This window comes from Parabacteroides sp. AF27-14, from assembly GCF_003635425.1.
Taxonomy (GTDB): domain Bacteria; phylum Bacteroidota; class Bacteroidia; order Bacteroidales; family Tannerellaceae; genus Parabacteroides; species Parabacteroides distasonis.
Map to the genome: position 1 here is coordinate 1 of NZ_QTLZ01000008.1, position 21638 is coordinate 21638.

Here is a 21638-nt window from a genome sequence, read left to right on the forward strand (position 1 = left end):
TGCTAATTATCGTTAACCGTATTCAATTTTCTTATTATAGTTCATGATTTATTGAATATCATTGTTAGATACATTACTTCCAAATATTCCACCAATCTTGCCAATCCACAAGATCTTCAGTCTTTCCTTTCTCGAAAGATTGTCTGTAATCCTCCACATTCTCTTTCAAGCACTTTTCTAATCGCTCCTTTTTCTCGGGATAAGCCGCCGAAATATCATTTTTCTCACTCGGATCTTTCGCTATATTATATAATTCATATTTTCCTTTTGTATAATAAAGTTTATAATCCATATCAATCACGGCCCCTTGATAACCAGAGCAAAAGACTAAAGGCTTTATCCTATTAGTTTCATGCTTCATTAGCTTAGGCCATAAAGACTCACCATCCAATACAAGTTCTTTATTATTAGACACATTCACGATATCCAATAATGTCGGCATATAATCCACGGTAGAGCAAGGGACTCCCAGTTTACTACCTTTCGCCAATTTCGCCGGCCAACACATAAGCGATGGAACCCGTATCCCTCCTTCGTAAAGAGAACGTTTTTTACCCCGGAAATTCCCGGGAGAACCCGGAGTCTCCAATTCTGGGCCATTATCACTACAAAAGAGAATTATGCTATTCTCATATATATTTTTTGCCTTTAAATAATCCACTAAACGTCCTATTTGTTCGTCTAAAGCCGTAATACAACCATAATAATTTCGTTGTTGCAGATCTAAGTCCTTATATAAAGCAACCTGTTGAGGACCAGCTACACAAGGTAAATGAGGAGCATGAAACCAAATCACACTAAAAAAAGGTATACCTTCTTGAATAGAACGCTCCATAAAAGGCAATGCCCTATCCATTATAATTTTGGAATCATCCCCTTTGAGATCTTCAGTGACCTTTGTGCCCTCCTTATCCCAATAGGCGGTTCCATAAGCCAGACTAGGTTCTCCCTCACGAATATAGTCCCAAAAACAACCATCATTCTGAATCGGCTGTATCATCGGATCAAACGTCGGCACTTTTGATTCCGTAATAAAAGACTCCTCAAATCCGTGCCAAGAGGGTGGATTATACAAATGTTTATTATCCACACTCCCACGATTCGCATCCTTTTCCTTATATGTCAACGTTCCTAAATGCCATTTTCCAAAAAGCCCTGTCGTATATCCGTTCTCTCTCAATAACTCAGGAAGCGTGACCTCCCTTTTTCTGAGTATTCCAACATTCGCTGAGAACACACCGGTTCGGAAAGGATGCCTTCCAGTCAATACACTTGCCCGTGTCGGGGATGAGAGAGGAGCGGCAGAATAAAATCGCTCCATAATCACTCCATCTGAAGCCAAAGCATCCAAATGAGGAGTTTTAATTATGGCATTCCCATTGAATCCAACATCTCCCCAGCCCATATCATCTGCCATGATTACAATAATATTTGGACGCTCACTTGCTAGCACGCCAAAAACATTTGATGTAATCAAACACAAACCACATAAAGCAATCTTATTCATAACTCTAAAATATTAAAGATTCAATTAGAGGGTGAACACATCAGCCCACCCTCTAACTTTAACTAATCCCAGTTTGGATTTTGTTCCAAATTTGGATTTAAAACTATTTGATTATAAGGAATCGGCCATAGATAATCCCGCTTCGGATTGAAAGAACGCTCAACCACAGCGACACCTTCATTATTATGCATCATACCGTTATTCTCTTTCTCTGCTGTTTTCCAACGCAAAATATCGGAATAATACAGTCCTTCGAAAGTTAATTCGATACGGCGTTCTCTACGAACCACATCACGCATTTGGTCTTTCGTCAAACCTTTTGGTACTTCCGGCATATTGATATCCGGACGTTTACGCAGTTGATTAATAGCATCATAAACTGATTGATCCGGTCCATTCGCCTCATTTTGGGCCTCGGCATATGTCAATAAAACTTCCGCATAACGAATCAAGATAAAGTTAAAAGCGGAACGTTCTACTAAAGGAATCGTTACATCATCTTCATAAGAGGTATATTTCTTCACACCAAACCCGGTAGTCGCTACATTTTCTTTAGTAATTGTCATTCCCAAATAAGGATAACCAATACAAACGATAGACTTTAACAAACGAGGATCTCGATTTTCATAAGGTTGAGCTGGATTATAAAGAGGCGATTCCTCTATCGTTTTACCATCTGTACACAAATATGTATCAACTAATTCTTTTAAAGGAGCAGGACGATTTAAACGCCAAATATCTTGGTCATAGTTCGTAGAGAACTCAGGTATCCTCGTCTCAATATTGAAAATTACCTCACAATTGTGTTTATTTGCCTCACTAAAGAAGTGACGATAATCATCAAACAACTTATATTCTCCCAAGTCCATCACCTCCTTAGCTGCTTTAGCCGCCTCAACCCAGCGAGAATTATACAATAAAACACGTGCTTTCAAAGCCAAAGCCGCACCTTTCGTAACACGGCCTAAGTCCGATCCTGAATAACTCTTAGGTAAAACAGCCGCAGCATCATCCAAATCCTTCAGAATTTGATCCACTACTTCCTCCTTGGAATTTCTCGGCAATTCCGCTTGTGTATCCGCATTAGGAGCTTCTGTGATCAGAGGAACCCCTCCAAATTTATCTACCATATTCAAGTAGAAAAAAGCGCGCAAGAATTTAGCCTCTCCGATCATCTCATTTTTAGCCTTTTCCTCCATTTCTACGGTAGGCATATTCGCTATAAACGTGTTCGCACGCCCAATACCCGTATAACAGTTCTTCCACAAAGAACCAATTAACGCCGTAGTAGACAGATGTTCTCCTTTTCCTATAGCTTGAGTACCATTTGCCTCATTATAAGGCATTGCATTGGCAGTCAACATATCAAACTCCATTGTATGTAAAGAACGCCAAGGCATCAACGCATTATAACATCCCATCAATCCCGCATGAGCATGTTCTTCCGTCTTCCAAAATGTTTCTGTAGAATATTTGTCGGAAGGATCTACATCCAACCAACTGTCGCATGAAGTTAGACACATACAAGCGACCGAGACACATAACAATTTATATATTTTACGTTTCATAACCATTCCTTTTATTTAAAATGTAACATTAACACCTGCCGTATATGTCCGAACAGAAGGATAAGCATAAAATGTATTAGCCTTTAAATCCTTCTCAGGGTCAAAATCTTTCATAGGAGAAAAGGTGAATAGATTTTGTGCATTGGCAAAGATCTTCAATCTCTTGATAACACCGTTTTTCAAGAAAGAAGCAGGAACATTATAAGAGAGTTGTAAATTCTTCAAACGCAAATACGAAGAATTTCTTAACCAAAAATCATTTGTTCTAAAATTCTCATTTAAGCACCCTTCATAGGTAGTCAAAATAGGCAATGTAGCACTTGTACCTCTCTCCGGTGTCCAAGCGTCTGTAACCCACTTCTCCGGTAAACCACAACCAAACCATAAAGGAGTAGCGCCAATCATATCTCCATAGGTATTGACATCGGTTACACCTTGGAAGAAAGCAGCCAAATCAAAATTCTTATAACCTAAATTGATATTGAAGCCATACGTGATCTTCGGAATCACACCACCACATATCTTACGGTCATCTTCAGTGATCTTACCGTCTCCATTCACATCCTCAAACTTCAAATAACCCGGTTTGGTAGCGGCCGTCTGATATGGACTATTCTTGATCTCTTCCTCTGACTGGAAAATACCAATCGCATGCAACATGTAGAAAGAGTCGATAGGTTTTCCTTCCTCCAAGATGAACATACCATCAATAATGGTCTGACCTTTTAGACTTTCAATCTTATTCTTGATAAAAGTCATATTTCCATTCACTTCATAACGGAAATCTCCTATATTATTACGATAAGCCAAGTTTAACTCAAAACCTTTATTGCTTACCTCACCGATATTACGGATCGGGCCATCCAAACTTCCCACCTGTTGAGGTAAAGTAACCTTTCGTAAGATATCGGATGTACGTTTATCAAAATATTCCAATGAGAAATCAAGGTTGCCATTAAATAAAGAGGCATCCAATCCGATATTTGTCATAGTCGTAGTTTCCCAAGTAATATTTGGGTCATTATAAGCCGTAACAGCCGCACCAGATTGGATTTCGCCATTCAATGAATATTTAGCATCCAGATTCATCAAATCCACATAACGGAATAAATCAATACGCTCATTACCCAATTGTCCCCATGAAGCACGTAACTTCAGATTGTAAATCCAAGGAATATCTTTCATAAACTCCTCCTCGCTCAAACGCCAACCTGCGGAGAAAGAAGGAAACACACCCCAACGATTGCCTTTAGCGAAACGAGAGGAACCATCATAACGGAAATTACCCTCAAACAAATAACGATCTTTAAATCCATAATTTACACGACCAAAATACGACATCAACACCGATCTGGAAGATGTACCATCCACAACCGCATTACTTGATCCTGCTCCCAGCTCATGTAACTCATTCCCCAGAAAGCCCTCTACCTTTCCGGAAAATTCCGTCTTATCATCGCTCTCAAAACTATAACCTGCCAAAACCTTCACGTCATGAATGTCATTAAACTTCTTGCCCCAAGATAAGGTATTGAAAACTGTAACCGCTAAATTGTTTTTATCATACTTATAGGCATTCCTTGTATTCTGTCCATCAAAAACGACCTTCTTTTCCTCATTCGTTTTCAATTGATACTCATAAACTTCCGGCGCAAAACGTGATTGTAAAAAATCATATTTATTCAAACCGACATTTAAGTTATACACGATATCAAACGGTAGCTTATATTCGGCAGACAAGTTTGCTAACATACGCAAGGACTTATGCCTATTCTCTCCCTCATCGGCCAACGCCAACGGATGACGGTAGATATTATGCCCCGGGGTACGCACAAATGTATCGGCATAACGACCATCAGCCGTATAAGTCGGATGGAAAGCTTGAGCTTTATAAGTCATCTGAACCAAATTAGACACACCTGACACCGGAGCGTTATGAACTTGATAATGCGCATTTATATTGGCCCCTATCTTTAAACGGCTATTCACTTGAGCTGTCGTATTCACGGCTAATGTATATTTATTCGCATCCGTACCACGCAATACACCATTCTGATCACCATAACCCAAAGATACTGAATATGTATATTTATCATCACCACCGGAGAAACGCATATTATGTTCCATGATGAAAGCGTTGTTATACATGATATCCAACCAGTTGTTCTGGGGATACATGATCGGATCTGTCTTCATTCCTTGACGGTACTCTTCAATCAATTCATCCGAGTAATCCACTGTAAGCTTTCCCTCATTTCGCTGCGCCTGATTTCTCATTTCCATGAAAACAATCGGGTCATATACGAAATCCGGCAGATAGGTAGCCTGCTGCACTCCGAAATAGTTATTATAATCGACGGTAAACTTACCTTTCTTTCCCCCCTTTGTCTTTACCAAGACAACGCCATTCGCCGCACGAGAACCGTAGATAGCGGAAGAAGCCGCATCTTTCAATACGGAAATACTCTCAATATCATTCGGATTTACCGCTTCCAACGGGAACTCGATACCATCCACCAAAATCAATGGGTTATTATCGTTCAAGGTTCCCTGACCACGAATACGAATCGTCGCCCCGTCCGCTCCCGGCTGAGCACCCGCTTGATTTACGTAAACACCTTGCGTACCTTGCAACGCTTGGGTCGAGTTGGTGATCGGACGATTCTCCAACGTCTCCGCATCCAAAGAGGAGATCGCTCCTGTTAAATTCACTTTCTTCTGCGTTCCGTAACCTACGACCACAACCTCATCCAACTTCTGGGTATCCTCGGACAGGCTGACCATTACTTTCGAAGAATTACCAATCTCGACCGTACGATCCGTATAACCAATAAAAGAAACTACCAAGATCGCATTGTCCGGTACTTCCAGACTGAAGTTTCCATCAATATCCGTAATCGTTCCGTTCGTAGTGCCTTTAACGACAACATTCGCCCCGATAATGGGTTCTCCCAAGGCATCTTTTACTTGCCCGGTAATCTTTCGTGGCGAAGACTGGAATAAGGCATTCGGATGTGAGACACTTGAAACACTCTTTGACTTAATTATAATCTGCCGGTCTACAATCTCATATTGGTATCCCGTATTTTTCAAGGCTTGCTCTAAGACCTCCTCTAACGAAGCATTATTTGCTTTTACACTCGTTTTCCTATTTACATTTACTTGATTATCATTCAAGAAGAACGTGTACTCACTATTTTTCTCTATTTCTTTTAGCACTTCCGATATACTGCAATCCTGTTTATTCATGGAAAGCTTATAATTCTGTCCATAGGTAGAAGCGGATACAGTGCATGCGAAAGCCAAGGATAACAACGCACTTATCTTCATGACTCGGTTTACTTTTCTGATTTTTTTCATAACTTTGTAATGTTTCTGATGAATAAATTAGCAGGTGTGTCGGCCTCTCAACTCCTAACGCCTGCCGTCAAGAACATTTGATCAGGAGGAGAAACCTAGTTTTTCCTCCTGTTTTTTATTAGACTCAAGAACTGTTAACAAGCATATCTCCTAGAATTTAACGTTAGACACTCATTTATCTCCCTTTATATATAGTTCATATTCATTGTCTTTCTCTCTGTATTTAATGGGCGACGTATTGCTCAGCATAAACAGGATTCGCTCCAAGGACTCATCCCGTACCTTAAACGTAAACCGATATTTCTCCGCTATCTCCTTCGGACACTTTATCTCCCGCCCGTACCAAGGCTCCAGACGGGTAAGGATCATACTCAAGCGTTCGTTCTCAAAACTGAGGACACCGTTACGCCAACCCGAATACTCCTCGGCATTAACCGTCTTAACTCTAACCGTATTCGCTTGTTTGTCGAAAACCAACATCTCGTTCGGGTTCAATATCACCTCACGCCTGTTCTTCACATTGGGACCTCCCAAGCCAATCTTCACCTTACCGTTTAGCAGGATCGTCTCCAACTTGCTCTCGGAATCATAATTGAAAACCTCGAAGGCCGTGCCCAAGGCCGTTACATCCATGTTCTTGGTATGCACGGTAAATGGTCTTTCCCGATCTTTCGCTACGTCGAAGAAGGCTTGCCCTTTTAATTCCACATCACGGGTCTTGCCATCGAAACTCTTTGGGTAGATCAATTGGCTATTCGGCCCCATTCTCACGGTCGTGCCGTCCGATAAGGAAACCGACTCTATGCAACGGACACCGGAGGCCATTACATATATATATTGATCTTCTTTCGTATGAGACCAATAAACTACGCTTCCTACACCTAAAAGTAGCAATATGGAGGCGGCTATCGCCGTAATCTTATAGACCCAGAGTTTACGGACACCGTTTGTCGCCATTGTCCGGGCTATGATTCGTTCCCACATGCGATTCCCCACCACGGGATTCATGCGATCCGCAGCCTCGTCCCATTGGGAACGCATACGCTCTTCCACTTTGGGGTCACACAGCAAACGTTGCCGATCTTTCTCATCCAGAGCATCTCGCATCAACTTCTTCAATATCGTTCTCGTATCTTCGCTCATGTTTATTATCCTTGTTCTATTTATAAATACACGCCATGTTTTCCTTCCCCCTATTGGGTGATAAAAAAATTTCACTTAGGTATACAAGAAATACAACGGATCTTCCTTGCTTTCCATCCTTATATTTCCGTCCTTTGTATTCAATGAAATTGGTTGCCGACGGTGTCGGCAGTATTTCCGACGCCGTCAGCAATATTTCCGACAGCGTCAGCAGCATTGCCGAGGGCGTCGGCAACCGATTTCATCAAATAGAAACGCCAAAGAGATAAACGTTAAATCTCCGAGGTATCCTATACATTATCCATTTAAATAACGAGAAAATCATGGGAAAACCAAGAAGTGGCATCCAAGTCAGTATTTATAATACACCGGATTTATGTGCTGCCTGAAAAAGAAGACGAGCAAAACTAAAACTTAAGACGCAGTGGCACTTCCGGACTCTACAAATACGTGACCTAGGAAAGCGCTAGATAAACCAGATAAGTAACATGATATTTTTCTTCAAGAACTTCAAGGCTTCGCTGATTTGGTTCTCAACGGTCTTCTCGGAAATATTGAGTTGGAAGGCTATCTCTTTATAGCTTTTATGCTCCTTCCGGCTTAGATTAAAGATAACCCGGCGTCTTTCCGGCAATTCCTCTATCAAATGATCGATATACTCCCCCAAGTTATAGGCGGTGATCTCTTCCTCTAAGTCGTAGGAGGTCTCCATAGCGGACAAGACCGTCATTTTATAAAAGTCCTCGTTCACGTTCTTCCGGTGCTGATTAAAGATCAAGTTACGGGTGATGACAAACAGAAGCCCCTTGAAGTTATCATCCTCCCGGATGAATTCCCTCGACTCCCAGACCTTGATAAACACCTCTTGTACCACATCCTCGGCCACATCCCGATTATTCAAATAAAGCCCGCAGAAATGATAAACCTTTTCCCAATATTGTTTATACAACATCGAAAAAGCCTCCCTATCTCCTTCTTTCAACGACTTTATAATTTGTCTCTCTTTCATTTAGCATCACATATCGTTTCGCGAAGATAATAAAATCATATACTAATAAAAGTTAATGATATCCCAGTTCTCCCGGACTTCTTTGTACTATTAATATAGCACGAGAAATAATGGAAGAAGAAAACAAACATATAAGCGATTTATTAATCCGATACGTAAATGGACTCTATACACGGAACGATATAGAGACCTTGCGGAAGTTAGCCTCATCCATAACGGAGCGAGCAGAATTAGAAAGCGAAATGGACCGGGTCTGGAGCGAAGCGCAGGACTTACCTCAATCCGATTCCCATAATCATCTGCTTTATAAAAAGGAGGCGCAAGACCTGTTGGATAAGACACGTAAAAGAGAAAGAAGAATCTCCCTATCCACTTTCATCAAGTATGCGGCGAGCATAGCGATTATCGTTTCCATCGGATTCGGAGCGAAACTATACCTAAATCATTCAGCGAAGCAGCATGCATCTGCCAGCGACCATCTCCTAACGGAAATAAGCGTCAATCATGGCGAACATAAGCAAGTCACCCTTCCCGATGGTACGGTCGTTCATCTAAACGCCGGTACCGTCATGCGATACCCAACGGAATTTACCTCTGACATCCGTTTGGTAGAAATGGAAGGAGAAGCTTTTTTCAATGTCATGAGAGACGAGGGCAAGCCCTTCATCGTCCGTACCCGACAAGCCGACGTAAAAGTACTCGGAACCTCTTTCAACGTAAAAGCCTATCAAGAGGATGAGTTGATGGCCGTCAGCGTTCGGACCGGAAAAGTTGAGGTGGATATGCCCGAAAGCGTAATGCGTCTATTACCGAACGAGCAAGTAATCGTGAATAACGCGAATGGAGAGATCCTTAAAAAGAACGAGGACGTCCAAAAAGTAACGGCATGGTTGCAAGGCGGCCTTTATTTTAACCGGACACCTATTAGTAGCGTTGTACATGATCTGGAACGGATGTATAATCAAGCGATCGTACTCGATCCGAATAGCGTATTCGACGATTACATCTATGGCGAGCACGACAATAAAAGTCTGGAAGCCGTACTGAACGCGATTCAATATTCAACCGGCATCCGATACCGGACGGAAGGAAACCGGATCGTGTTATACAAAACGAGTTATTAACCTTAAAATCGATTTGCCATGAAAGATACGACCTAAGCATAGCCACATAAAAAAGGGAAACCGACCTCTGACCTTCGATCTCCCTTTATCTTTCCCGATATGTACACCCTTGGATTGGACCCCCTTGGAGATTACATAAATCGGACTGTTTTTAAAAGTGTATAAAAACAACCTTTAAACATACAAAATTATGAACTTTCCAACTATTACTAGGTATAATTGGATGTGTTGTTCTATTATTTTAGTTTTTTTAGCGTTAAGCTCCCCTAAGCCTCTGCAAGCCCAAGAAAATCAAAAAGAAAGAATAACGATTCAAGTAAAAAACCAATCCATACAAAAAGTCTTCGATGATTTGTCGAAGCAGACAGGATTAAAGTTTTTCTATGGAGAAGCCATCGCGAACCGGAACGTACAAGTTAACCTAAAGTTCAAGAACGCTCCCATCAACAGCGTATTGAACGAGATCACCCGGCAAGCCAATCTTTATTTTAAGCGAGAGAATAACACGATAGCCGTCAGTCTCGGAAACGCAGGCAACGCCTCCGTTCCAGTGACGCAAGACCGGAAAGTGACCGGTATCATTACAGATGAACGGGGCGAACCGATCATCGGGGCGAACGTCGTGGTAAAAGGTACGTCCAAAGGGACAGTTACCGACCTGAACGGTGAGTATAGCATCGAGGCGAACGGTAAATCGATCCTGCTCATATCTTACATCGGCTATTTATCGGAAGAAGTGGCCGTAGGCAACAACAAGACCCTTAATATCCAGCTAAAGGAAGACGCCCAGAAGCTTGACGAGGTAGTCGTGATTGGTTACGGAACACAGAAACGAAGCAATCTTTCCGGAGCGATCTCGAAAGTCACCTCCGAGGTTATCGAATCTAAGCCCGTGACCAACGTGCTATCCGCCTTGCAGGGAGAAATACCGGGGATGGTTATCCAACGAAGCTCCGGCCAGCCGGGTAACGAGGACTTTAAGATGAACATACGTGGAGTCTCATCCGCTAACGGAGACAGTGCCCCGCTGGTTTTAGTAGATGGTATTCCCGGTGATATCAATATGATCAATCCGCAGGATATCGATGCCATCTCCGTCTTAAAAGATGCCTCCGCCTCTATTTACGGAGCACGGGCCGCAGGCGGCGTTGTCTTGATTACGACCAAGAAGGGAGCGACCGGCGCACCTAAGATCACTTACAATGGAAACTTGTCGATCTCCAAGATGACCGGTATGATGAAAGCGCCAACCAATTATGAGATGGCGATCATGGACAACGAGGCCAATATCCATAACGGCTCCGCCCCTATGTATACGCAAGAGCTTCTGGATAGGATCTTGTCCAACGACCCGAATCCGATCGATCACCCGTTGTATGGAGGATGGAAATTGTTCTTTACGAACACGGACTGGATGGACGAGCTGTTGAACAACGGCGTTCAGCATAAGCACAATCTCACTATCTCCGGTGGCGGCGAGAAATCCAATTATTATTTATCCGCCGGTTATAGCAAGCAATTCGGAGTCGTAAAATATGCCGACGACAATAACACCAAGTATAATCTACGTATGAACTACGATTATAGGATCACGGATTGGTTAAAGCTGGAAACCAAAGTAGCCTTGGACAATAATAAACGTACCGATGTAGGCAGCAACGGAGCGTGGGTAATCGGTGAGGCGATTCTGGATATGCCTAACCACCCGGTCTATAATGCCGATGGTAACTTCTTCACCCAAGGAGGCTGGAGCAATGCCGTAGCGTTGGCCAAAGAGAGCGAGACCGCCACGTTCAAGACCCGGGAGATGAATGGTAATTTCAGGTTAATCGCCAACATTATCGACGGACTGACCTTAACCGCCCAAGCCGGTGTTAATTATAAGAACAAAAACAATGAGGACATAGCGAAAGCGATCCCTCTTTATACATGGGACAATAATATCACCTACTACACCGGAGCGGGAAGTCCGGAGCAGTCTGCCGTGGATCGCACGACAGAAGAGACCGTTTACCAAAATTACACGGCCTACTTGAATTACGATAAGAACTTCGGCCCGGACCACCATCTGGACGCCATGTTAGGTATGGCCTACGAGACGGAGGAAGTCCGCATGTTCATGGCACGCCGTGATAACTTCATCTCGGATGAGCTGTGGGAGCTTAACCTCGGAGGCACGGGAAATATGAAGAACGACGCCAAAGCCGAGCATTGGGCTACCGGCTCTACCTTCGCCCGCCTAGGCTACAGCTTTAAGAACAAGTACATTCTGGAGACAAACTTTCGTTATGACGGTAGTTCCCGTTTCGCCCCCGGCAACCGGTGGAGAATGTTTCCCGGAGTCTCCGCCAGCTGGCGTATCTCGCAAGAAAACTTCTTGAAAAACTCCAAGGTATTCAATGAGCTGAAGTTAAGAGCATCATACGGACAGACCGGAAACCAAGAAGGTATCCGCCTGTATGACTATATCCAGTTGCTAAAGTTTAGGGACGATGGCTGGGGAACTAAATTAATCTATCCGTTCGGAAACGGTTCCCAAAGCCAAGCCATGGGCTTAGACGTATTGGCCGGGGTAGACCGGACATGGGAAATTCTGGAGAATGTCAACGTGGGTGTCGATGCCGCTTTCCTTGATTCCCGCCTCGGCTTCTCGTTTGATTATTTCGTGAAGATGAATAATAATATGTTAATTCCGGTAACTTATCCCAGCATGTTAGGTGCGGAGGCACCCTATTCGAACTCGGGTAAATTACGCACGAACGGTTTCGAGTTGACATTGAACTGGACCGACAAGATCGGCAACGTTGAATACTCTGCCCAATTCCAGTTGACCGACGCCGTGAACAAATTAGTTGAATACGGAGGTGCCGATACCTATAAACTAGGATTGAACGAGACCCGGGAAGGTTATCCCATGAATTCCTATTTCGCTTACGTATACGATGGCGTGATCAAGGACCAAGCGGATCTCGACGCTTATAAGAAACTAGAGGGCGTACCTTCCAATATCGGCATCGGAGACGCGAAGTTCAAGGATTTGAACGGCGACGGTAAGATCTCCACCTACGGTGATAAAGATGGGGATGACGGCGACGCCGAATACGTTGGCTCCACCACTCCCCGCTATTCCTTCGGATTGAATCTGGGCGCTAAATGGAACAACTTCGATATCAGCGTATTCTTCCAAGGAGTTGCCAAGCGCACCTTGTTCCGTGAAGGAGACTTCGCCATGCCTTGGAGCGACTGGTGGAGATACCCGCCCCAGTTCTACTACGGCCAGACATGGAACGAGGATCGCCCGGACGCCTATTATCCCCGCTTGACGCATGGAGAGATCCGGCATTGGAATTATCAGGCATCCACCCTGCAAAAGATCAACGCCGCCTACATTCGCCTAAAGAATATCCAGATAGGCTACACGCTCCCCAAAGGCGCGTTACAGAAACTAGGCATCGAACGGACACGCTTTTACGTAAGCGGACAGGATCTATTCGAGATACATAACGTAAAAGGAGGATGGGACCCCGAGTCGGACAAAGCCGGATTCAATTATCCGTTCCAACGTTATTATTCTTTCGGTATTGACTTAACTTTCTAAGGTTCCACGAAAAAACAAATTAGCAGTATGAGACGATTTAATATAATTATAGCGCTATCGGCCACACTCGGGCTATCTAGTTGCGACTTGGATATGACACCTATGGATCAAGTGTCCGACGCCGTATTTTGGCAAAAGCCTTCTGATTTCGAGTTGGCCGCCAATGATTTCTACTTCAGCCTGATGGAGGCCTCCCAATATATAGATAAGAACTCGGATATCGCTTTCGGTTCGGGGGCGGACGACGTAAGCGATGGTTCTTATTTAGCACCGGTCAATTCGGATGATTGGGATGAGCCTTGGAAATTCATCCAATCCACTTCCTATCTGCTCAAGAAAGCGGAGGAGTCTAGATTGACCGACGACGAGATCGGACGCTGGAAAGCCGAGGCCCATTTCTTCCGGGCCTACAACTACTGGAAACTGGTCAAGTTCTACGGAGGGGTTCCCAAGATAGAGATTCCCTTGAATACCTCCTCGGAACAGCTTTACACGCCTCGCTCCTCCCAGCAGGAGATCATTGATTTTATCATCGACGATCTCGATAAGGCGATTCCTTTGCTTCCCAAGCAAAGCCAGTTGACTACCGAGGAATTGGGCCGTACCACGCAAGGGGCCGCCTTAGCGTTAAAAGCCCGCGTATCCTTGTACGAGGAAACTTGGGAGAAATACCATCAAGGCTCCAACGCCGATATGTATATCCAATCGGCCATCGATGCCGCCCAAGCCCTAGTGGATTCCAAGGAATACGCCTTGTTCCGGGATAAAGGGAAGGAAAGCTATAAATATCTACATATCTTAGAGGGGGATGATAGCAAGGAGGTCTTATTGGCAAGGCGTTATTATAAATTGAGAGTGACCCATAACTGGACACGGGAACTTTGGTTCGGTGCCATGGTTCCTACAAAAAACCTTGCGGATATGTATTTATGTAACGATGGTCTGCCCATCGACAAATCCCCTTTATTCAAGGGATTCCAATACCAGACGAGTGAATTCGAGAACCGGGACTCCCGTATGGAGCAGACGTTTATCGTTCCCGGTAGCGACGTCTTTTTCGAGGGAGGTCTCTGGACACCTACCTATCCGGGATTTGTAGGGAATAGCGCTACACGCACAGGCTATATGATCCGTAAGTTCTTGGATGAGACATTGGATGCCGCTCAATTCATCGGCGAATACGACTTCAAGGAGTTTCGTTACGCCGAAGTCCTGCTGATCCTCGCCGAGGCTTTATACGAGAAGAACGGACAAATCACGGACGATCAGTTAGACATCACCATCAATGATCTGAGAAACCGGGCGAATATGCCTCACCTAACCAACGCTTTCGTCTCCGCCAACGGACTGAATATGCTGGAAGAGATCCGGCGTGAGAGAACCGTGGAACTGGCATTCGAAGGATATCGCCGGGACGACCTACGTCGTTGGGGCACGGCGGAAACGGTTCTTCCCCTTGCGATCCGTGGCGTGAAATTCGTGGGTACGGAGTATCAACAGAAATTTCCGGAGTTGGTGATCGGACAAGATATACAGGTGGATAGCGAAGGCTTTATCATCGCCCAACCCACGTCCGCCCGCAAGTTCCAGACACCGAAGCATTGGCTGTCACCGATACCTTTGCAACAGGTACAATTGTCGAAAGGAACCTTGGAACAGAATCCGGGCTGGTAAGGGTTTTTCCAAGAATAAGCGACTATATATATGAGGGTAGGCCCTACCTTCTCGTATAGGTAGGGCCTACCTATCCGGGAGGGGAATCCCATTTAAATATGAATTATCTTAAATTTTTATAGCATGAAGAAATACTTTTTAGCGGTAGCTGGTTTTTTTATTTATTCTCATATCAGTCTAGGCCAAGTGTATCCGGGGCAGATGGATTCCACGTTTGTCCCTGTACGGAGTCACCACTATGACCCGGAGTTAACATTTGATTTTTGCGTGAATGAACCCGCTTGGAGCAATCAAGCGGGTATCCATTCCGCCTTCGGATCGACCGACCGGCTTTATTTCCGGAAGGAAGTACCCGTAAACCATGACAACGATTTATCATCTTCCTACTCTACGACCGTTTGGAGGGGGGAAAGAGCGAATGCCCAGATATTGGTATGGTCGTCAGAAGCATTGGAACAAGTACGTGTCTCTACGCACGACTTGAGGAGCGCCGAGGGAAACATCATCCCGAAAGATCGGATTACCTTCGAGTTGGTGCGTTACGTATTGTCCAATTATCCGTATGCCGAGAAAAAAGCCATCTGCGGGGAATCTCCCTACAAATCCGGCTTCTTGATGCCAGACCGTTTCGAGACGCTGGACCGCTTCGATCTCCCTTCCCAAACCACCCGTCCGGTATGGATGCTGGTGGATGTGCCGAGAGGAACCGCTCCCGGTACGTATAAAGGACAGGTGGAGGTGCGGGCGAAAGACAAGGCTCCTCAATTCTTGAATCTGGAGATCGTGGTGCAAAACCAGTTGCTCCCCTATCCGAAAGACTGGAAATACCGTCTGGACCTATGGCAGAACCCGTGGGCCGTGGCATGGTACAATCACGTGGAACCGTGGTCACCAGAACATAAAATGCTTCTCAAGCAGCATTTGAAGCATTATGCCGATGCGGGTGGTACCTACATCACGGCTTATGGAGTACATTCTCCTTGGTCCGATAACTCCTATATGATCGAGGGGGGTATGATCGAGTGGATCAAGAAAGCGGACGGCACATGGGCCTTCGACTACAAGATCTTCGACGAGTACGTAGAATTAGCGATGGAATGTGGCATCGACGAGGCAATCACCCTCTATACCCCGATTCCTTGGGGATTCCGTCACCGCTATAAGGACGAGGCTACGGGCGATTATTCTTATATCAACTGGGCGCCAAGCTCAGAGGAATTCAAGAAGATGTGGAATATCTTCCTCACGGATTTCAAGTTCCACCTGGAAGCTAAAAGCTGGTTGGACATCACCTATATCGGAATCAACGAGAATCCGATGGAAGAGACCTTAGCGGCTATCAATGTCGTACGTAACCATGATAAATGCTGGAAGATCACTTACGCCGGCAATTGGCATAAGGAATTGGACGGACTGCTGGACGATTATTCTTTCCTTTACGGAGAGGAACCTACCATCGCCGAGCAAAAGGCACGGGCCGCCACCGGACGCACGTCCACCGTATACGTATGCTGTAACCCGCCGATCCCGAACAACTTCGTGTTCTCACCTCCTATCGAGGGACGTTGGATCAGTTGGTATGTAATGGCGTATGGGTACGACGGCTTCTTGCGATGGGCTTACGATGCTTGGCCGGAAGATGCCGATCGTGACGCACGTCATGGCTCTTGGGCAGCAGGCGATTGCTACATGGTATATCCGGGAGGCAAAAGTTGCATCCGCTTCGAGAAAATGAGAGAAGGTATCGTGGATTTCGAGAAGGTCCGTATCTTACGGGAACTGACCGCCCAATCGGGTAACGCTCAAGCTCAAGGCTTATTGAAGCAGCTAGACCAACATTTGTCTATCTTCCCGAAAGAGAAAGAGTTCGATGAGAACAAGATCTCGGCGAATGTACGTAAGGGTAACCTCATCATCCGTCAACTGTCCGATCTATTGGCGAAATAATGGGCTTATATAGCAGGAAAGACATGAAAGCATATCGTTTAATCCTATCATTCATGGCAAGCGTAGCCGCAGGGCCGGCCTTCTCGCAGACAACAGGTGTTGTTTGCGAGGAGTTCGACCAGATACAACTGACGCACGTATTGACGCCCACCGGCCCGCTACCGACCGCCTTGGACCCGAATGGCGTATACCCCTATATGAGTTATAGCGAGACCTCAAATCGTCCGGTACCTTTTAGGTACCGGATGATCTCGCTAGAGAACGAGAAAGTCAAGGCTATCATCTGCCCCGATCTTTGCGGGAAAGTAATATCCCTCACTCACAAGGAGAGCGGCAAGGAGGTCTTGTACAGGCCAGACGTAATCAAATACACACGGATATTACCCCGTTTCTATTTCGTGGCCGGGGGGATCGAGGTCAGTTTCCCGATCTCCCACTCTCCCACGCAAAATGAGCCGGTGCTTTATCAGATCGATCATACGGGAGACCGCACATATGTAACATGCGGAGAACGGGAATCTCATTACGGTATGCAATGGTCTGTAGAATATTCCTTAGGAGATAAGGACGAATGCCTTACCCAAAGGGTTGTTTACTACAACCCGGGAAAGCAAGCCTATCCATGGATGTCATGGTCCAACGCCGCCCTTCCTTGCGCACCGGATACCGAATACGATTTCCCGAACGGGACCGTATTATCCCATGCCTCCACGTTGGACACGATCGACTGGAAAACCGAAGGAACCCATCATGAACGGGATATCAAAGAGATGACCGGCTACTTCTGGAAAACGAAAGACGTGAATGCTTTCGGGGCCTACACTCCCTCCTTGGGTAGCGGGCTCTATCATATCGCCGACGAATCCAGTACGCCCGGTATCAAATTATGGAGTTATGGCGTAGCCGGCGACAAGGAATGGTCCATGCTCAGTACCCCCGACCGGCAGCCTTACGTAGAAATCCAAGGTGGCCCGATCAGCGACCAGTCCATCAAGCTCGAATTGCGTCCCGGCGAGAAAAAGAATCACGTAGAATATTGGATACCGACAGATCATCCTTTGGATATCTATTCCTTAAAGGTTCCGGCATTAAGGCTTCGCCCGATCGATCGCATCCCGCTATTCGACTGGGCCCGGAAGAATGAATCTTCCATCTGGATCGCCTTAGCCGATGCCTATAAGAATAAGTCCATGCTTCCCGCCGCCCCCTATCCGGAAGACGGGCAGTGGGCTCCATCCGGCATGGAAGATCTGGACGATGCTTTTCGTTGGGCGATCCAAATATCTCCCCGGCCGGAACGGGATTATTGGCAATTCCACTATGGGACTTGGTTGGCTGGAAGAGAACGTGTAGAGGAGGCGATCGAACAACTATCCATCCCGGATATCGATCTGGCGAAAGCTTTATTGGCAAGGCTATATGTTCGTCGGCAGGCGTGGGAAAAGGCGAGAGATACTTACGCCGCTATCCCCGAGACCTCGTGGTTGAACCTACATCCCCAGTTGGTTATCGAGCGGGATAAAGTATTAAAGAAGTTTGGAACAGAGGCTTTACCGGAACGGGAAAAATGGTTGGATAAGATAAACGCGTCCTCTGATGAATGGGTGGTCGAGCGAAAGGTACAGCTACTGATTGATAAGAAGCAATATCAAGAAGCCAAGGATTTATTACTATCCACCCATTTCCAGAAAGTGCATCAAACTTACACCCGTACGGGACTTTGGGAACAGATCAACGAAGGCTTGGGCCTCTCCCCGCAACCTGTACCGGAACAACTCGGCGAGGATCGCTTAGCCCGGTTCGGTGCCTATCGGGAATATGAATAAAGGGAGGTGTGTTTTTAGAGCAGTAGCTTCATATAAGTCTCCGCATATTTAGCCAGAAACGCCCGGATCACTTTCAAGGCCGTAGAGATATGTTGTTGTACCGTATATACCGAGATACCCAAACTGTCGGCTATCTCCTTATGGGATTTCATATCTTTACGGCTCATATCAAAAACCCTTTTTTGTTGTGGGCTCAACGTTTCAAGCGCCTTATCCAACAATGCGTTTAAATCCGTATCCAATACCGAGTCCTCCGTCTCGTTCGTGCTATCCAATGAGGCGGACCGTATCTTATCCCTCAGCTCCAACTCACGATCCAGTCCCGCCAACAGGTTTAAGATCCGATTTTTCACGATCGTATACACATACGGGCCAAAAGGTACATTCGGGTTCAAGAAACGGCGATTTTGCCAAATAGAGGCGAAAGCATCCTGAAAAACATCTTCCGCCATATCCCGGGATTTAAGGAATTTCAAGGAAAACCACATCAAGCGATCCTTATACAGGGCATATAATTCACAAAAGGCCGACTCGTCCCCTTCTAGCAAGTCCGCCACAAGCCTTCTTTCTTTCTCTGAATCAATGTCTGCCATTCGACTTATTCTCCCACTTCGATTACATAGGTTCAAATGTATGCAAAATTCCCAAAGGTAAAAACAAATTGAACCAAAATCAGCAACTCCATCATACAGCTTTATAAACTCACGATAACAAACATCTTTGCTCATTCGGAAATAATCATGTATTTTTGTCTGTTCATTTAAGAAAGGATGATGTATTGATGAAAGTTTGTATCGCCGAAAAGCCGAGTGTGGCCCGGGAAATCGCGGAAGTATTAGGGGCAACCCAACGAATGAATGGGTATATCGAAGGAAACGGATATCAGGTAACTTGGACATTCGGGCATTTGTGTACCCTGAAAGAACCGCATGAATACGCGGAGAACTGGAAACGCTGGAGTCTGGGGTCACTACCTATGATCCCTCCCCGGTTCGGTATCAAACTAATCGAGAATCCTACGTATGAGCAACAATTCAAGGTAATCGAGAGCCTAATGCGAAATGCCGAGATGGTCATTAACTGCGGTGATGCCGGCCAAGAGGGAGAGCTGATCCAACGCTGGGTCATGCAAAAGGCAGGTTGTAAATGCCCGGTCTACCGCCTTTGGATCTCCTCGCTTACGGAGGAGGCGATCCGGGAAGGTTTCCAAAAACTCAAAGAACAGACGGAATTCAATAAGTTATATGAGGCCGGGCTATCCCGTGCCATCGGCGACTGGTTGCTGGGGATGAACGCCACCCGCCTTTATACCTTGCGCTACGGGCAGAACCGGCAGGTATTATCGATCGGCCGTGTGCAAACCCCAACGCTCGCCTTGATCGTAAACCGGCAAGCCGAGATCGACAATTTCAAGCCGGAACCCTATTGGGAATTAAAGACCATTTACAGGAATACGACTTTCTCCGCCACGAAAGGTAAGTTCACGAAGAAAGAGGAAGGCGAGGCTTTTCTGGAGAAGGTAAAGGAACAGGATTTTACTGTTACCAGTATCACCGAGAAGAAAGGGAAGGAATTCGCCCCCCGCCTATTCGACTTGACCTCGTTGCAGGTGGAATGTAATAAGAAATTCGCGTTTACGGCGGACGATACGCTAAAGTTGATCCAATCGCTCTACGAGAAGAAGGTGACAACCTACCCACGTGTAGACACGACTTTCCTTAGTGATGATATCTATCCGAAAGTTCCCAATACCTTGAAAGGGTTGGTGGATTATACGGAGCTTACCGCTCCTTTGATGAATCAGAAATTGCCGAAGAGCAAGAAAGTGTTTGATAACTCGAAGGTTACCGATCACCATGCGATCATCCCTACCGGAGTCCCCGCCCGCAATCTTACGGATACGGAACGGAAGGTGTACGATTTGGTAGCCCGTCGTTTTATCGCCGCCTTTTATCCGGATTGCGAGATATCGACCACTACGGTCTTGGGTCAAGTGGATAAGGTGGAATTCAAGGTGACTGGAAAGCAAATCCTCAAACCGGGTTGGCGTGTCGTATTCGGAGCCGAGCAGAAAGATCCGGAGGCTGAACCTACCGAGGAAGAAGGCGTATTGCCCGATTTCGTGAAAGGAGAAAGCGGCCCGCATAAACCGATCTTGAAAGAGACTTGGACCCAGCCTCCGAAACCTTATACAGAAGCTACTTTATTGCGGGCGATGGAAACCGCCGGTAAATTAGTGGATAATGACGAGCTGCGGGATGCCTTAAAGGAAAACGGCATCGGCCGTCCTTCTACCCGTGCGGCGATCATCGAGACTTTATTTAAGCGTAATTATATACGAAAGGAACGTAAGAATCTTTATCCCACCGCTACCGGCGCGGAATTGATCGGCACGATCCATGAGGAACTGCTGAAAAGCGCAGAGTTGACGGGTCTTTGGGAGAAGAAGCTTCGCCAGATCGAGCGGGGAACTTATGAGGCCCGTACTTTCCTTGATGAGTTGAAGCAAATGGTAAACGAGGTCGTCATAAACGTCCTTTCCGACCAAACCCGGCGAACGATTACGATTGAGGATACGTCTAAAGCAGCTAAAGAAACTCCCAAAGACGAACCCAAGGAGAAAAAGGAAAAGAAACCTCGTAAGCCTCGTGCCAAGAAAGAGAAAGAGAAAGCAGAGGCTACTCCTGAATTGGAGCTTCCATCAACAGATAAGCCCGTTTGCCCCATCTGTCACAAAGGCTCTATCCTCCGGGGCAAAACCGCTTATGGTTGCTCTGAATACAAGAATGGATGTACATTCCGCTTGGATTACGCTACGTATGGAAATAATTTAACGGATGAGGAGTTAGGTACGGTTATCAGTAAATTAAAGTCTATTTAAA

The 21638-nt window shown here is 45.6% G+C and carries 12 protein-coding genes; 6 read left to right on the forward strand and 6 right to left on the reverse strand.

The genetic code is table 11. From position 1 onward, the window contains the following. Positions 1–73: 73 nt before the first annotated feature. The 5 genes from DWY79_RS09945 to DWY79_RS09970 all read right to left on the reverse strand — a co-directional run bounded on the left by DWY79_RS09945 (position 74) and on the right by DWY79_RS09970 (position 8587). Positions 74–1507 carry a sulfatase gene (locus DWY79_RS09945; RefSeq protein ID WP_122369300.1) on the reverse strand — a complete coding sequence of 478 codons (1434 nt, stop codon included), beginning with the start codon at positions 1505–1507 and terminating at the stop codon, positions 74–76. 62 nt (positions 1508–1569) lie between these two features. Then, positions 1570–3075, reverse strand: coding sequence for a RagB/SusD family nutrient uptake outer membrane protein (locus tag DWY79_RS09950; RefSeq protein ID WP_122369341.1), 1506 nt, complete (start codon positions 3073–3075; stop codon positions 1570–1572). A 15-nt stretch (positions 3076–3090) separates the two neighbouring features. After that, positions 3091–6435, reverse strand: a complete 3345-nt coding sequence (locus DWY79_RS09955) for a TonB-dependent receptor (protein WP_233563962.1) — start codon at positions 6433–6435, stop codon at positions 3091–3093. Positions 6436–6606: 171 nt separating this feature from the next. Then, positions 6607–7578: a FecR family protein gene (locus DWY79_RS09960; RefSeq protein ID WP_122369302.1), complete on the reverse strand. Its 972-nt coding sequence runs from the start codon at positions 7576–7578 to the stop codon at positions 6607–6609. Between the two features lie 466 nt (positions 7579–8044). After that, a complete protein-coding gene (locus DWY79_RS09970) occupies positions 8045–8587 on the reverse strand; it encodes an RNA polymerase sigma-70 factor (protein ID WP_005866315.1) in 543 nt (180 codons plus the stop codon). 110 nt (positions 8588–8697) lie between these two features. Here DWY79_RS09970 and DWY79_RS09975 point away from each other — a divergent pair, with 110 nt between their 5' ends. The 5 genes from DWY79_RS09975 (at position 8698) to DWY79_RS09995 (ending at position 18756) form a co-directional block, all read left to right on the forward strand. After that, complete coding sequence (locus tag DWY79_RS09975) at positions 8698–9711, forward strand: FecR family protein (RefSeq protein ID WP_122369304.1); 1014 nt, start codon at positions 8698–8700, stop codon at positions 9709–9711. Positions 9712–9901: 190 nt separating this feature from the next. Continuing rightward, positions 9902–13309: a TonB-dependent receptor gene (locus DWY79_RS09980; RefSeq protein WP_122369305.1), complete on the forward strand. Its 3408-nt coding sequence runs from the start codon at positions 9902–9904 to the stop codon at positions 13307–13309. A 27-nt stretch (positions 13310–13336) separates the two neighbouring features. Further along, positions 13337–14983 (forward strand): RagB/SusD family nutrient uptake outer membrane protein, encoded by a 1647-nt coding sequence (locus DWY79_RS09985; protein WP_122369306.1) that lies wholly within the window; start codon positions 13337–13339, stop codon positions 14981–14983. Positions 14984–15106: 123 nt separating this feature from the next. Further along, complete coding sequence (locus DWY79_RS09990; RefSeq protein WP_122369307.1) at positions 15107–16930, forward strand: DUF4091 domain-containing protein; 1824 nt, start codon at positions 15107–15109, stop codon at positions 16928–16930. Positions 16931–16953: 23 nt separating this feature from the next. After that, positions 16954–18756 carry a DUF5107 domain-containing protein gene (locus tag DWY79_RS09995; protein ID WP_122369308.1) on the forward strand — a complete coding sequence of 601 codons (1803 nt, stop codon included), beginning with the start codon at positions 16954–16956 and terminating at the stop codon, positions 18754–18756. Positions 18757–18770: 14 nt separating this feature from the next. On the opposite strand, the gene DWY79_RS10000 is transcribed toward DWY79_RS09995, so the two are convergent. Beyond that, complete coding sequence (locus tag DWY79_RS10000; protein ID WP_057325935.1) at positions 18771–19349, reverse strand: RNA polymerase sigma-70 factor; 579 nt, start codon at positions 19347–19349, stop codon at positions 18771–18773. A 188-nt stretch (positions 19350–19537) separates the two neighbouring features. Here DWY79_RS10000 and DWY79_RS10005 point away from each other — a divergent pair, with 188 nt between their 5' ends. Next, entirely contained in the window at positions 19538–21637 is a 2100-nt protein-coding gene (locus tag DWY79_RS10005; RefSeq protein WP_122369342.1) for a DNA topoisomerase 3, read from the forward strand. Position 21638 lies beyond the last annotated feature (1 nt).

Coding starts and splice junctions, on each gene's coding strand:
- DWY79_RS09945 (WP_122369300.1), bottom strand. CDS start 1,507: ATGAATAAGATTGCTTTATGTGGTTTGTGTTTGATTACATCAAATGTT.
- DWY79_RS09950 (WP_122369341.1), bottom strand. CDS start 3,075: ATGAAACGTAAAATATATAAATTGTTATGTGTCTCGGTCGCTTGTATG.
- DWY79_RS09955 (WP_233563962.1), bottom strand. CDS start 6,435: ATGAAAAAAATCAGAAAAGTAAACCGAGTCATGAAGATAAGTGCGTTG.
- DWY79_RS09960 (WP_122369302.1), bottom strand. CDS start 7,578: ATGAGCGAAGATACGAGAACGATATTGAAGAAGTTGATGCGAGATGCT.
- DWY79_RS09970 (WP_005866315.1), bottom strand. CDS start 8,587: ATGAAAGAGAGACAAATTATAAAGTCGTTGAAAGAAGGAGATAGGGAG.
- DWY79_RS09975 (WP_122369304.1), top strand. CDS start 8,698: ATGGAAGAAGAAAACAAACATATAAGCGATTTATTAATCCGATACGTA.
- DWY79_RS09980 (WP_122369305.1), top strand. CDS start 9,902: ATGAACTTTCCAACTATTACTAGGTATAATTGGATGTGTTGTTCTATT.
- DWY79_RS09985 (WP_122369306.1), top strand. CDS start 13,337: ATGAGACGATTTAATATAATTATAGCGCTATCGGCCACACTCGGGCTA.
- DWY79_RS09990 (WP_122369307.1), top strand. CDS start 15,107: ATGAAGAAATACTTTTTAGCGGTAGCTGGTTTTTTTATTTATTCTCAT.
- DWY79_RS09995 (WP_122369308.1), top strand. CDS start 16,954: ATGAAAGCATATCGTTTAATCCTATCATTCATGGCAAGCGTAGCCGCA.
- DWY79_RS10000 (WP_057325935.1), bottom strand. CDS start 19,349: ATGGCAGACATTGATTCAGAGAAAGAAAGAAGGCTTGTGGCGGACTTG.
- DWY79_RS10005 (WP_122369342.1), top strand. CDS start 19,538: ATGAAAGTTTGTATCGCCGAAAAGCCGAGTGTGGCCCGGGAAATCGCG.